14 protein-coding genes are annotated in these 12,259 nt (G+C 68.8%); 9 read left to right on the top strand and 5 right to left on the bottom strand.

Annotated features, from left to right (window positions below):
- Positions 1-2: 2 nt before the first annotated feature.
- Positions 3-698, bottom strand: coding sequence for a DUF1684 domain-containing protein (locus ACP699_RS11320; protein ID WP_288968910.1), 696 nt, complete (start codon positions 696-698; stop codon positions 3-5).
- A 119-nt stretch (positions 699-817) separates the two neighbouring features.
- Here ACP699_RS11320 and ACP699_RS11315 point away from each other — a divergent pair, with 119 nt between their 5' ends.
- Positions 818-1,102 carry a DUF1778 domain-containing protein gene (locus ACP699_RS11315; protein ID WP_017829871.1) on the top strand — a complete coding sequence of 95 codons (285 nt, stop codon included), beginning with the start codon at positions 818-820 and terminating at the stop codon, positions 1,100-1,102.
- Positions 1,095-1,598, top strand: a complete 504-nt coding sequence (locus ACP699_RS11310) for a GNAT family N-acetyltransferase (protein ID WP_288968908.1) — start codon at positions 1,095-1,097, stop codon at positions 1,596-1,598. The genes ACP699_RS11315 and ACP699_RS11310 overlap by 8 nt, the downstream gene beginning before the upstream one ends.
- Positions 1,599-1,637: 39 nt before the next feature.
- Here ACP699_RS11310 and ACP699_RS11305 read toward each other — a convergent pair whose 3' ends face one another.
- Positions 1,638-2,549: a LysR family transcriptional regulator gene (locus ACP699_RS11305; protein ID WP_426171175.1), complete on the bottom strand. Its 912-nt coding sequence runs from the start codon at positions 2,547-2,549 to the stop codon at positions 1,638-1,640.
- Between the two features lie 106 nt (positions 2,550-2,655).
- Between ACP699_RS11305 and ACP699_RS11300 the strand changes: the two genes are divergently transcribed.
- The gene (locus tag ACP699_RS11300) at positions 2,656-4,017 is read left to right on the top strand and encodes an MFS transporter (RefSeq protein WP_031205827.1); all 1,362 of its coding nucleotides are present in this window, start codon (positions 2,656-2,658) and stop codon (positions 4,015-4,017) included.
- 19 nt (positions 4,018-4,036) lie between these two features.
- Complete coding sequence (locus ACP699_RS11295) at positions 4,037-4,783, top strand: 3-hydroxybutyrate dehydrogenase (RefSeq protein WP_055871429.1); 747 nt, start codon at positions 4,037-4,039, stop codon at positions 4,781-4,783.
- A gap of 245 nt (positions 4,784-5,028) precedes the next feature.
- On the opposite strand, the gene ACP699_RS11290 is transcribed toward ACP699_RS11295, so the two are convergent.
- Positions 5,029-6,114, bottom strand: coding sequence for a hypothetical protein (locus ACP699_RS11290; protein WP_426171172.1), 1,086 nt, complete (start codon positions 6,112-6,114; stop codon positions 5,029-5,031).
- A gap of 11 nt (positions 6,115-6,125) precedes the next feature.
- Positions 6,126-7,094, bottom strand: a complete 969-nt coding sequence (locus ACP699_RS11285) for a hypothetical protein (protein ID WP_127483281.1) — start codon at positions 7,092-7,094, stop codon at positions 6,126-6,128.
- Positions 7,095-7,174: 80 nt separating this feature from the next.
- Between ACP699_RS11285 and ACP699_RS11280 the strand changes: the two genes are divergently transcribed.
- From ACP699_RS11280 to ACP699_RS11265, 4 genes are all read left to right on the top strand, one after another.
- Entirely contained in the window at positions 7,175-7,858 is a 684-nt protein-coding gene (locus ACP699_RS11280) for a Pr6Pr family membrane protein (RefSeq protein WP_426171170.1), read from the top strand.
- A gap of 82 nt (positions 7,859-7,940) precedes the next feature.
- Positions 7,941-8,954: a hypothetical protein gene (locus ACP699_RS11275; RefSeq protein ID WP_426171168.1), complete on the top strand. Its 1,014-nt coding sequence runs from the start codon at positions 7,941-7,943 to the stop codon at positions 8,952-8,954.
- Complete coding sequence (locus tag ACP699_RS11270) at positions 8,951-9,541, top strand: GNAT family N-acetyltransferase (protein WP_127483278.1); 591 nt, start codon at positions 8,951-8,953, stop codon at positions 9,539-9,541. The genes ACP699_RS11275 and ACP699_RS11270 overlap by 4 nt, the downstream gene beginning before the upstream one ends.
- Positions 9,542-9,564: 23 nt before the next feature.
- Positions 9,565-9,921, top strand: a complete 357-nt coding sequence (locus tag ACP699_RS11265; protein ID WP_229778785.1) for a hypothetical protein — start codon at positions 9,565-9,567, stop codon at positions 9,919-9,921.
- Between the two features lie 10 nt (positions 9,922-9,931).
- Here ACP699_RS11265 and ACP699_RS11260 read toward each other — a convergent pair whose 3' ends face one another.
- Positions 9,932-10,522 (bottom strand): Lrp/AsnC family transcriptional regulator, encoded by a 591-nt coding sequence (locus tag ACP699_RS11260; protein WP_229778786.1) that lies wholly within the window; start codon positions 10,520-10,522, stop codon positions 9,932-9,934.
- 150 nt (positions 10,523-10,672) lie between these two features.
- Between ACP699_RS11260 and ACP699_RS11255 the strand changes: the two genes are divergently transcribed.
- Positions 10,673-12,256: an ABC transporter substrate-binding protein gene (locus ACP699_RS11255; protein WP_055875343.1), complete on the top strand. Its 1,584-nt coding sequence runs from the start codon at positions 10,673-10,675 to the stop codon at positions 12,254-12,256.
- The last annotated feature ends 3 nt before the right edge of the window (positions 12,257-12,259 follow it).

The following is a 12,259-nucleotide window of genomic DNA, read 5'->3' as shown; positions in this document are numbered from 1 at the left end:
CGTCACGCCGCGTAGATGTCGAAGCCGTCGTGGAACACGACGTTCTTCTCGCCTGCTCGGATAGGCAGGGGGAAGCGGTTGGATGCCGGGGGCAGCGGGCAGTTGTACTGGGCGCTGAAACCGCACGGCGGCACGAACGCACGGTTGAAGTCGAGGACCACCGAGCCCTCGTCGTCGCGCAGCTGCACGAACAGGAAGCGACCGGATCCGTAGGTCTCCGATCCGTTGGTCTCATCGCCGAACACGAGCAGCAGCGTGCCGCCGTCGTCGAAGGCGGCGAGGGTGTACTCCTGGCCGTCGAGCTCGAGGCGGATGTCGCCGGGGACGACCAGATCGCGCGTGCCGCCGTTGTCGCGGATGTGCTCGAAGGACACGCGACGGTCGCCGGAGACCGGGGTGAAGTGTCCTTCGAGAACCCACGCAGGGTCGTACTCGTAGGTGTCGATGCGGTCGAAGGCGCGGATGGCGGGCGCCTCGGCGTCCCAGGCACGCAGGCCGTGTTCGGCCTGACCGGTCTCGATGTTCGTGCGCTCGATCGGGGTCACGGTCACCGTGGGCGGCGCGTCGCGCTGCGCAGCGTCCAGGTCAGGGCGCTCGCCGGTCCAGCGGGTCTCGATCAGGGCGAGGTTGCCGGTCGCCGACGTGACGGCGGCGCGGCGCTCGGCCTGCCAATGGGTGTGATCTTCGCGTTCAGACATCACTTTCAATTCTCTTGCATGGAGAACGCGGTCGGGTCGCGCACGTCACTCGGAGTAACGCATGGCGGCGCATCACCTCAGCCCTTTCGACGTACGGGTATCTGCCGTACACTCCGAGGATGAGCACTTCGACTTCTCCGCTGAAGAGCGCCCGCCTGGAGTTCCGCGTCACCGCGGACCAGAAGGAGGTGATCGAGGAGGCAGCCGCGATCGAGGGTCGCACTGTGACGGACTTCTCGGCGTCCGTGCTGGTGGAGAGGGCGCAGGAGGTCATCGAGCGCGAGCGTCGGTTGCGCGTCGATGCCGTCCGGTTCGACGCCTTCATCGAGGTCATGGAGCGTCCGCCCCGCACCGTCGAGGGTCTGCGAGAGCTGATGAGACGCGATTCGGTCTTCGTTGACTGAGTTCCTGACCCCGCGACCTCTCGCGTCCGGCGACAAGCTCTCGGACTTCCGCTGCGGGGAGGAGAGCCTCGATACCTGGTTGCGGGGACGAGCCCGCTCGAATGAGAAGAGCGGCGCTTCGCGCACGATGGTCTCGGTCACGCGGGAGGGGAGGGTCGCGGGGTACTACTGCCTGGCTTCCAGTGCCATCGACCGCGGCGACGGGCCGCCGCAGCTGGCGGGCGGCATGCCCGTGTCTGTTCCCATCGTGCTGCTCGGGCGTCTGGCTGTGGACCGGGAGTACGCCGGTCGGGGTCTCGGGTTCTCCCTCCTGCAGCACGCGACGATGCGAGCGCTCGAAGCCGCAGACGCCATCGGCGTCCGTGCCATCCTGGTGCACGCGATCAACGACGAGATCGTCCCGTTCTACGAGCGATTCGGCTTCACCGCCTTCCCCGAGGCGCGTCGTACCCTCTTCCTTCTCGTGCAGGATGCACGCGCGACCCTCGCGCGGTGATCCGGCTGCCCCGCTCCTCGGAGTAACGCATGGCGGCGCTCAGCCGCTCGCGCCGTCGAGCATCGCCTTCGACGCACGCGTCTGCGCGCGCAGGGCTGCGGCGAGAGCAGAGACGGCCGGCAGGCGCAGTGACTCGGGCCGTGCGACCAGGTAGTACGGCAGCTTCTCGGCGAAGATCGTGGGCAGCAGGCGCACGAGATCGGGATGGCGGTCGCCCGCGAAGCAGGGGAGGAGCCCGATGCCGGCGCCTGCTCTGGTCGCCTCCACGTGCACGAAGACATTGGTGGAGGTGAGTCCGTCCTGCATGCGCGGGACGAGACGGCGGGGGAGATCGAGGGCGTCGACCTGCAGCATCGAGTCGACGAAGTAGACCAGCTGGTGCTGCTCCAACTCGGCGGCAGTGTTCGGCGTTCCGACCCGGGCGAGGTAGTCGCGCGACGCGTACATGCCCAGCGTGTATGTGCCGAGCTTCACCGCATGGGCGCGACGCGTCTGCGGAGCCCCCACCACCACTTCGAGATCGAGGCCGGCGCGGTGCTCGGCGGCGCGTCGGGTCGCCGCGACGATCTCGACCGTGAGCCTCGGATGCGCGATGCGCAGAGCGGCGACGGCGGGGGCTGCGATGTAGGCGCTGAAGCCGTCGGTCGCCGACATGCGGACGACTCCCGAGACCGGATCGGGTGTCTCGGCGCCGCCGTCGAGCTGAGACAGCGCCGCTTCGATACGGCCCCCCGTCTCCGCAGCGGATCGGCCGAGGTCGGTCAGCTCCCATCCCGTCGCCGACTGTGCGAGCACGCGACCGCCGAGCGCGTCTTCGAGGGCGGCGATGCGCCGGGCGACCGTCGTGTGGTCGAGGCCCAGATGGGTGGCGGCGCTCGTGTAGCGCCCGGTGCGCGCGACCGCGAGGAGCACGAGCAGGTCGTCGGCGCGCGGGCGCTTGGCGGCATCCATTCTGCAATTATGCACATGCCATGTGCAGCACTGGGCGTTGTTGCAAAGCGGCGGGTGCCTGACACTGGGACGCGGGTGTCACCGGCGACATCCGAAGGAGACAGACATGACATCCTCAGTGAGCGCGGCCCCCACCGCCCCCTCCGTCCCGACCTCGAAGCTCAAGCGGGTCGTCGCGGCCTCCATGGCCGGCACGGTCGTGGAGTGGTACGAGTTCTTCCTCTACGCCACCGCGGCCAGCCTGGTGTTCGGCACCTACTTCTTCCCGGCGACCGGTTCGCCCCTCGACGGCATCATCGCGGCCTTCGTCACCTACGCGATCGGGTTCATCGCCCGGCCCCTCGGCGGCATCGTCTTCGGCCAGATCGGCGACAGGTTCGGCCGCAAGCCCACCCTCCAGGCGACGATCATCATCGTCGGCGCGGCGACCTTCCTGATGGGGTGCCTCCCCGGCTTCCAGAGCATCGGCTACTGGGCACCCGCGCTGCTGGTGGCGCTCCGCTTCCTCCAGGGCTTCGCCGTGGGAGGGGAGTGGGGCGGTGCGGTGCTGCTGGTCGCCGAGCAGAGCCCCGACCGCTCGCGCTCCTTCTGGTCGAGTTGGCCTCAGGCCGCTGTTCCGGTGGGCAACCTCCTCGCCACCCTCGTGCTGCTCGTGAGCTCGTGGGTGATGAGCTCGGCCGCCTTCCTCGAATGGGGATGGCGCATCGCCTTCTGGCTGTCGGCGGTGATCGTGCTGGTCGGGTTCTACATCCGCCGCCACGTCGAGGAGGCGCCGATCTTCCTCGAGGCCAAGGCGCAGGTCGAGGCCGAGAAGGCCACGTCGTACGGCGTCGTCGAGGTGCTGCGCCGGTACCCGAAGGGCATCCTGCAGGCCATGGGCATCCGCTTCGCCGAGAACATCGTCTACTACATCGTGGTCAGCTTCACGATCGTGTACCTGAAGACCGTGCACGAGTACGACACCAGCCAGCTGCTGCTCGCTCTGCTCATCGCGCACGTCGTGCACTTCGCGATCATCCCGCAGCTGGGGCGACTCGCGGATCGGTGGGGACGCAAGCCCGTCTACCTCACCGGGGCCATCCTCAGCGCGACGTGGGCGTTCTTCGCGTTCCCGATGTTCGACACCCTCAACCCGGTGCTGATCGTGCTGGCCGTCACCATCGGGCTCTGCTTCCACGCGTTCATGTACGCCCCGCAGCCGGCGGTGATGGCGGAGCTCTTCCCCACCCGCATGCGCTACTCGGGAGTCTCGCTCGGCTCCCAGGTCACGGCCATCCTCGCCGGGTCGCTCGCGCCGATCCTCGCGATCCAGTGGCTGCGCGACTTCGGCTCCTGGCTGCCGATCGCGATCTACATCGTCATCGCCTGCGTCGTGACGGCCGTCGCCGTGGTCTCGCTGCGCGAGACGAAGGGCATCTCGCTGCAGGCGATCGACGACGCCGATGCCGCCCGCACGGCCGCGGCCTGACACATCGAAGGAGCACGACATGACCGATCTGCGAGGACGCACGGCGCTCGTCACGGGTGGTGCGAGCGGGATCGGCGCCGCGTGTGCCCGGGAGTTCGCTTCGGCGGGCGCGCGGGTCACGGTCGCCGATGTCGATCGTGAGGCCGCGGAGGCTCTCGCCACGGAGATCGGCGGGCAGGCGTGGTGCGTCGACCTATCCGACCTCGGTGCGCTCGCCGATGCCCGCATCGACGTCGACATCCTCGTCAACAACGCCGGAGTGCAGCACGTGAGTCCGATCGAGGACTTCGCACCGGAGCGGTTCTCGTTCATCCTGCGCCTCATGCTCGAAGCGCCGTTCCTGCTCATCCGCGCCGCACTCCCGGGAATGTACGAGAGGGGCTTCGGGCGGGTGATCAACGTCTCGAGCGTGCACGGCCTGCGCGCCTCGGCCTACAAGTCGGCGTACGTCGCGGCGAAGCACGGTCTGGAGGGGCTGTCGAAGGTGACGGCGCTGGAGGGTGGGCCGCGCGGGGTGACGAGCAACTGCATCGATCCCGGGTACGTGCGCACGCCGCTCGTCGAGAAGCAGATCGCCGATCAGGCCCGGGTGCACGGCATCCCCGAGGAGGAGGTCCTCGCGAACGTGATGCTGACCGAGTCGGCCATCAAGCGGCTCGTCGAGCCGAGCGAGGTCGCCTCCCTGGCGCTGTGGCTCGCGGGCGACACTGCGGGGATGGTGACCGGGGCGAGCTACACGATCGACGGCGGATGGTCGGCGCGCTGACCGGTCGGCAGAAGCGCATTCGTGCGAATGGATGCAAGGGGTTGCAACCTCGCCCGGTATACCATTTCGCCATACGCCCAGCAGTGTCAGTCCCCAGCTGACCGTGGGCGGGGCGGCTCAGCCGTCATGCGGAGGGAGAGTGGATCTCTTTTCGATCCCGAGGGGGGATGGGGTGGGAGTTCGGTCCCCAGCCGGCACCCACCCCCACACTCGGCCCCTCCGCCACTCCGCGCGGTCGCATCGGCTCAGTTGAATCTGCTCACGATCCAGAACCCGGCGATCATGAGCGCGATGACGATGGGTATCCATGTGCCGCCGCGTTTGAGTCGCCGCCCTTGAGGGGCGACTCCGGGCGGCGGGGTGAGCAGGCCTGCAGGCGGCGCGAACGGCAGCGATGGACTCGACGTCGGGGCCGATACCCCCGCCCCCGTCTCGGCGACGAGCCGCTCATCGCGCCACCGCGCCCACTGCTCGAACTTCGTCAGCAGGGCGCCGACGGTGCCGAACAGCCACGCCCAGGTGTCGGGATCGAGGGTCGACACCTTCCGCTGCGTGTAGAGGAAGAGCCAGTCGTCGACGATCTCCACGTCGAGCTCGGCCGCGTTGTCGATGAACCGCGCCATGATGTCGGGCGTGAAGAGATAGAGCGCGTCGCGTTCGTAGCCCTCGGGGCAGTAGAGCGTGAAGTGCTGGTCGAAGTCGCCCTCGAGCGACAGCCGCTGGCTTCGCTGGAACGATGCCGGCAGGTTCGAGCCGAACCCGTTGTTGCCCTTGGCGTCGAGGACGATGTTCGGCAGCGGTGCATCGAGCTTCACGGCCACGTAGCCCCAGCGGTAGGTCGTGGAGTTCTTTCCCGACTGCACCGTGTACTGGTAGTTGCCGAATTCGACGAAGCGTGGCCTGGTACCGCGGATCAGATCGGTGGACTGTCGTCCGCGCCCGAGGTGGAAGATCATGCCGGGCAGCGGCGGGTCGACGACCTTGGGCTCGTAGGTCATGCCGTTCGTCTGCGCGAACCGATGCAGGCGGAACCGCGTCGTCTGGGCATTGCGCACGCCCAGCCAGATCATCACGCCCGCGGCGGCCAGCAGAAGCGCGATCAGCACGAGGGGGATCGCTGCGGACGCGGGGGAGCCGCCGAAGGATGCCAGGCTCAGGACCACGCTGATGAGGACAGGCAGCATCACCACGGCGACGATCGCGACCGCCACGATGCCGATGATCGTGGATGCCCCGATGCTACCCGTCGGCCGGGAACGGAGCTCCGCGGCGAAGGCGCGCACCGCGCTCGCGTCGACCGGATCGGTGAGGGGTCGGGCGTCGAAGGTCATCGGCGGGGACGTCACCTGTTCACCGCATCGGCGTCCCACGTGAGATCGGCGCCCTCCGGGAGCGGGAGGGCCTCCAGGTGCTCGTCCGCGCACAGCGCCTCGATCAGTGCGGGCGAGCCGGCCACGATCGTGGAGTCGAAGTCGACCTCGCTCACCAGCACCCAGGCGTGATCCTCCGGCCAGAGGAGGCTCGGGCTCTGTGCCGCCGGCGGGAATCCGCGCTCCTCGGCGGGGAGATCGCGCCAAGGCACGTGCAGCACCCACTCCGGATCGGCGAACGCACGCGGGGCAGCGGAGAACAGCACGTGTCCCCGTCCTGGCAGCTCGAACCTCGGCCCCTCCGAGATCTCCTTCGAGAGGATGCCCTCCTGCCAGGTGGGCTTGCGGAAGACGTTGTTGAACGGATCGCGCGCGCTGCGGTCGAGCATCGCCTGATGGTTCGGATCGTCCGAGAATGTCGGGAACGAGCGCGATGGGGTGATGCCGACAAAGCCCAGCAGATCGCCTCGCCCCTCCCAGAGCGCGGCGAAACCGGCGTCCGGCGTCTGCGTGTGCTCGACGAGGTGGGTGACGATGTTCGCCAGGTGGGCAGGTTCCAGCTCGCCCTCCATCGGCGCGGTGAACTCGCGACCGTCGGGGGCGATCCGCGTGCGCCAGTCGCCGTCGGACGGGGTGCGCACGAGCCGGTTCCACTGCGCGAGCGGGTGGAGGACGGTGCCGAACGCCGCCGCCGTCTGCGCCCACGACACCGGCTCGTCGACGAATCCGGCCATGAGCGCGTGCTGCGCGGACTCGGGCATCCGCACCCACTCGTCCGCCGTCGGAATCGCCCGGTCCGGCGATGAGCGGACGATGGCCGGATGGAAGATGCGCGCATACGCGGGAAAGCCGCGGGGCACCACCACATGCATGGTCTCGTTGCCGGCGTCGAGCCGCTCACGCAGCCATGCCCCCGCCGAGGGATCGGGCGTCCACTCCATGCGACCACGCTACCGGGCACTGCGCTGTTCGTGCGGTCGGCGGACACCGGGTGCGCACAGAGCCGCCCTAGGCTGACGTCGTGGAGACCGAGACCGAGACCGAGACCGAGACCGAGACCGAGACCGTCGCGCCGCAGGCCCGCCGCGCGTGGGGAATCGGCCGCATCGTGGTCGGCGCCTCGGTCATCGCGGTCCTCCTCTACGCCTACGCTCTGCGCATCGCCGTGGGGGACGCGAGCCCGTTCGACTACTTCGGGTACTTCACGAACCAGACCAGTCTCATCGCGGCGCTCGTCCTGATCGGCAGCGGTGCACTCGTGACGACCGGCCGATCGGTTCCCTCGTGGTTCGCGTTGCTGCGCGGCATCGTGACCGCATACCTGCTCGTGGTCGGCGTGATCTACAACGTGCTCGTCCCCGGCACGGGTTCGGCGCCGCCCTGGGTGAGCGTGCTGCTGCACGTCGTCTTCCCCCTGCTCGTGGCGCTCGACTGGCTGCTCATCGGCGATCGCCCCCGGCTGCCGTGGTCCCGACTCTGGATGCTCGTGCCCTACCTCCTGCTCTGGCTGGGCGTGGTGCTGTGGCGCGGAGTCACCGACGGCTGGGTGCCCTACGGCTTCCTGCTCCCCGAACGCGGGCTCGGCTCGCTGATGCTCCACGTGCTCGGGCTGCTCGTCGCCGTGCTGCTCGCCGGCGTCCTGGTCTGGACGGCCAGCCGATTCCGCGGCGTGTCGTTGAGGGAGAACGCATCCCCCCTCGACTGAGCCGATTTTCCTTGGTGCTCCCGGGCGGGCACTACGGTGGGAACCGCGTCACGCGAGCCGACTGTCATGGGGGAGAGTTCGAATGCTGAATCAGGCCGAAGCCGTGTCCGGCGAGCGGGTCTTCCGCAGGAACCCGCTCCGCTCGGCCGTCGGCGCGATCGTGCTCTCCGCGGTGCTGTCGGCGGTGACGCTCTTCGTGCTCCCGAAGTTCCTGCCGCGCACGATGAACATCTCGACCCGCGGCGTGCTGGTGCTCGTCGTCGCGATCGCGCTGACCGTGGCGGTGTTCGCCGGCTTCTTCTGGTTCCGCAACATCCGGATCGTCGTACGCCCCGATGCGGTCGAGGTCGGCAAGGCCGGCAACCGCGAGACGTTCCTGCGCGCCACGACCGCCTTCCGCTCGAAGATCACCGAGCACCGCACGAACGGACTCCCGAGCGGCACCACGCGCGCCCTGATCGTGCACACCGGCGACCGCGAGATCACGATCGAGCTGCCCGGGTACTCGCGACCCCTGTTCAACGAGCTCATGGCGACGCTGAACCCGATCGCGCTGCCGGTGTTCGACGACCCTGTCGCGGCCGCGCGCGCCGGAGCCCAGCTGCCGACGCAGTTCACGATCGACGCCACGGGGGAGCGGCGCCTGGCCACGCGGATCACGGTCGCCGCCGTCGTGTTCCTCGTCATCGCGATCGGCGTCGGGCTGCTCGTGGCGGTGCCCGGTTTCGTCGACAGCGAGCTCTCGGCACTCATCCTGCTCGCGCCGTTCGCCGCGGTCGCCGCCATCGGCTTCGGGATCGGCGCCGTGCAGCGTCGGCGCCTGGTGCGATCGATCCCCGCTCAGGTGTCGGTCGACTCCCAGGGCATCCGCATCGACGGTGTCGACACGCCCTACGCGCAGCTGGCTCGCATCTGGTTGACCCCGCCCGCGTACCCGGTCAAGCGACTCCGCTTCGACCGCGCTGCCGGCAAGACCACGACGCACCTGCTCGCCTCCTCCCGCGTCGGCATCACGCCCGACTACGGCGATCTCCTCCTGGCTGTGCGCGCCCGTACGGCGCATCTGCCCGGCCTGCTCTCCCTGGACCTCGAGTGACGGGGGAGTCGGGGCACGACCCCGAGTACCCGATCATCACGGAGCGCCTGCTCCTGCGCCCGATCGCGCCCGCCGATGCCGCACCGATGCACGTCTACAAGTCCGACCCTGATGCCGTGCGGTACGTGCCCTACGCGCCGCTGGAGCTCGCGGAGGTCGAACAGCGCATCGCCACCACCTGGTCGAACACGCGCTTCGCGAAGGAGGGCGACGCGGTCTCCCTCGCCGTCGAGGAGCGTTCATCCGGTGCACTCCTCGGCGACGTGGTGCTGTTCTGGCGCAGCGAGAGCGACCGATCCGGCGAGGTCGGGTACATCTTCGACCCGCGCGCCGGCGGCCGTGGCTATGCGACCGAGGCCGTCGACGCGCTCCTCGCGCTGGGCTTCGACGGCGTGGGCCTGCACCGCATCGTGGCGCGCATCGACGAGCGCAACACGGCATCGGCCGGGGTCGTGGAAAGGCTCGGCTTCCGCCGCGAGGCCCGTCTGGTGGAGAGCGAATGGTTCAAGGGCGAATGGACGACGTTGCTCGTCTACGCCCTCCTCGAAGACGAATGGCGGGGGCGCGACGGCGCGGACGGCTCGTGACGGGATCCCCCATAATCGAGGATGTGACTGCGACTGCAACCCTTCCCTCCCTCGACGGCCGCCGATTCCGGATGGTGTCGTCCACGACCTCTGCGGTCGACCCGGAATCCCCGAGCATCTTCGAGTATTTCGAGCGCGACGGCGCGATCTGGGGCGGGTACGAGGGTGACACGGTCACCTTCGGCAAGTTCGTCGGCACCCGCACGGGTGACACGATCTGGGTGTCTTTCGTGCACGTGCTCAAGGCCGACGGCACGGTCGTGACCGGCGACGGCGAGAGCGAGCTGGAGCTGACCGACGAGGGCGGCATCCGCCTGGTCGAGCACTACGAGATGCACGGACTCCCGCAGCTGAGCGTGTGCGAGGAGATCACCGCCTGAGGCCTGCGCCTCAGCGCGGCGGCAGCGCGTCGCGACCGGGCGAGGCCGGCGTCCACCGTGTCATCCCGAGCGGTGCGGTGACGCTGCTTCGTTCCGGCAGGTCCCCCGGCAGCAGGTAGGGGCGGCGGATCACCTCGTCGAGCACCACCACGCTGACCACCGTGCGCACCTCGGGAAGCTGAGCGATCACTCCGGTGGAGAACTCGTGCACGCCGCTGACATCGACGGCGCGGATCAGCAGCATCGCGTCGTGCTCGCCCGTCGTGATCGCGCACCACTCCACATCGGGCATCTCCAGCACCCGCTCCCGGAACGACGCCCAGGCCTGCGGCATCACGGTGACGAAGACGAGGGCGCCGATGGAGAGCCCCGCCTTCGCCTGATCCACGCGGGCGCTGAAGCCCGTGATGATGCCGTCGTGCACGAGCGACTCGACGCGCGTGTAGGCGTTCGCGCGTGAGATCCCCACCTTGTCGGCGAGAGCCGCGATCGAGACACGACCGTTATCACGCAGGACTTCGAGGATTCTGTACGCCGTCTCGTCCAATGGGGCGGCACTTCGTCCAGAATGCTTCGAATCTTCCGCATTCTTGCTGGACATATTGTTCCTCACATCCGAGGTTCTGGACAGAGCGTGTCGAGGTGACCCACTCTTGCTGGACACATCGTCGCATATGATGCGAATCTGATCCACGGTCGTCCACATCGGTGGCGACTCACCCGAATGTACTCCTCGCCTCTGGAGGCCCTCATGTCGTCACGCCGTATCACGCCGGTCATCGCGCTCGGAGCCACAGCGCTCCTCGCGCTCGCAGGTTGCTCTGGAGGGAACTCGGCGACCGGCGGCGGGCAGTCCGGATCCGACTCCCTCGTCATCGACACCGCGTTCTCGATCGAGACCACCGACCCGGGGCACACCTACGACCCGACCGGCAACATGATCGCGAAGGCCCTGTATGAGACCCTCGTCGACTTCGAGGGCTCCGACGTCTCCACCCCCGTCCCCGGCCTCGCATCATGGGAGCAGAACGACGAGGCGACCGAGTTCACCTTCACGCTCGACGGCGACCGCGTCTTCTCCGACGGCTCGCCGATCGAGGCGAAGGACGTCGTGTTCTCGCTGCAGCGCATCCAGGGCATGGAAGACGCCAAGCCCAACTTCCTGCTCGGCGGGCTCACCATCACCGAGGTCGACGACAAGACGATCGAGTTCACGTCCGAGACCCCGCTGCTGCAGCTGCCCGCGATCCTCGCGAACCCGGCGCTCGGCATCGTCAACTCCGACGTCGTCATCGAGAACGGCGGCGCGATCGACGGCACCGACTCGGCGCAGAAGTTCCTCGACGGCGCCTCCGCGGGCTCCGGCCCCTTCGTGCTCGACACGCTCGACCTCAGCTCGCAGGTCGTGCTGACCAAGAACGACGAGTACAACGGCGACGAGGCATCCGACTACAAGCGCGTGGTCGTGCGCAACGTCTCGGAGAGCGCCACCCAGCTCGCCAACCTCAAGGGCGGCGACTCGATGGTCGCGATGGACCTGAACGGCGACCAGGTCGCCGGCCTCGGCGACGGCATCACGGTCGACTCCGTCCCCTCCGGCCAGACCATCTTCCTGCTGCTCAACCAGTCCGAGGCCGTCGCCGGTGACCTGGCGAACGTCAAGATCGCCGAGGCGATCCGCTACGCCCTCGACTACGACGCACTGCTGGAGCTGGCCGGTGCCGGTTCCGTGCAGGCGACCGGCGTGATCCCGCCCGGATTCGAGGGCGCCCTCGACGGCGGCGTGGAGCAGGACCTCGACAAGGCGAAGGCCGCGCTCGCCGAGGCCGGCTACACGGGCCAGACCCTCAAGCTGCAGTTCCCGAACGACTACCCGGTCGGCGGCGTGGAGTTCACCCCGCTCGCCGAGCGCGTGCAGGCACAGCTCGAAGACGCCGGCATCACGGTCGACCTCGCCCCCGCGCCCTTCGCGACCGAGCTCGACGCCTACGTCAACGGCACCGAGGGCTTCGGCCTGTGGTTCTGGGGCCCGGACTACGCCGACTCCGCGAACTTCCTGCCCTTCGCCCCCGGTCTGAAGGTCGGCCTCCGCGCCGGCTGGGCAGCCGAGGCCAACCCGGAGATCGCCGGTATCGCCGCCGGTGCCGCCGCCGCGACCGACCCCGACCAGCGCACGGCAGCCTTCACCGAATTCGCCGAGGCGATGCAGGCCGAGGGCCCGTTCGTGCCGCTGATCGTCCCCGGTCGCAACATCTCCTCCGCGGACAGCGTGAAGGGTGCGGTGTACAACTCCGTCTGGGAGATGGACATCGCCGAGATCACGCCGGCCGGCTGAACG

The organism is Microbacterium sp. DWRC1-3 (assembly GCF_049896645.1).
Classification (GTDB): domain Bacteria; phylum Actinomycetota; class Actinomycetes; order Actinomycetales; family Microbacteriaceae; genus Microbacterium; species Microbacterium maritypicum.
The sequence above is the reverse complement of the archived record's forward strand: the minus strand, read 5'-3'. Positions and strand labels throughout refer to the sequence as shown.

Excerpts from the sequence above, each read along its gene's own strand:
- ACP699_RS11300 (WP_031205827.1), top strand. The coding sequence starts at position 2,656 with ATGACATCCTCAGTGAGCGCGGCCCCCACCGCCCCCTCCGTCCCGACC.
- ACP699_RS11295 (WP_055871429.1), top strand. The coding sequence starts at position 4,037 with ATGACCGATCTGCGAGGACGCACGGCGCTCGTCACGGGTGGTGCGAGC.
- ACP699_RS11260 (WP_229778786.1), bottom strand. The coding sequence starts at position 10,522 with ATGTCCAGCAAGAATGCGGAAGATTCGAAGCATTCTGGACGAAGTGCC.
- ACP699_RS11290 (WP_426171172.1), bottom strand. The coding sequence starts at position 6,114 with ATGACCTTCGACGCCCGACCCCTCACCGATCCGGTCGACGCGAGCGCG.
- ACP699_RS11275 (WP_426171168.1), top strand. The coding sequence starts at position 7,941 with ATGCTGAATCAGGCCGAAGCCGTGTCCGGCGAGCGGGTCTTCCGCAGG.
- ACP699_RS11305 (WP_426171175.1), bottom strand. The coding sequence starts at position 2,549 with ATGGATGCCGCCAAGCGCCCGCGCGCCGACGACCTGCTCGTGCTCCTC.
- ACP699_RS11285 (WP_127483281.1), bottom strand. The coding sequence starts at position 7,094 with ATGGAGTGGACGCCCGATCCCTCGGCGGGGGCATGGCTGCGTGAGCGG.
- ACP699_RS11315 (WP_017829871.1), top strand. The coding sequence starts at position 818 with ATGAGCACTTCGACTTCTCCGCTGAAGAGCGCCCGCCTGGAGTTCCGC.
- ACP699_RS11255 (WP_055875343.1), top strand. The coding sequence starts at position 10,673 with ATGTCGTCACGCCGTATCACGCCGGTCATCGCGCTCGGAGCCACAGCG.
- ACP699_RS11320 (WP_288968910.1), bottom strand. The coding sequence starts at position 698 with ATGTCTGAACGCGAAGATCACACCCATTGGCAGGCCGAGCGCCGCGCC.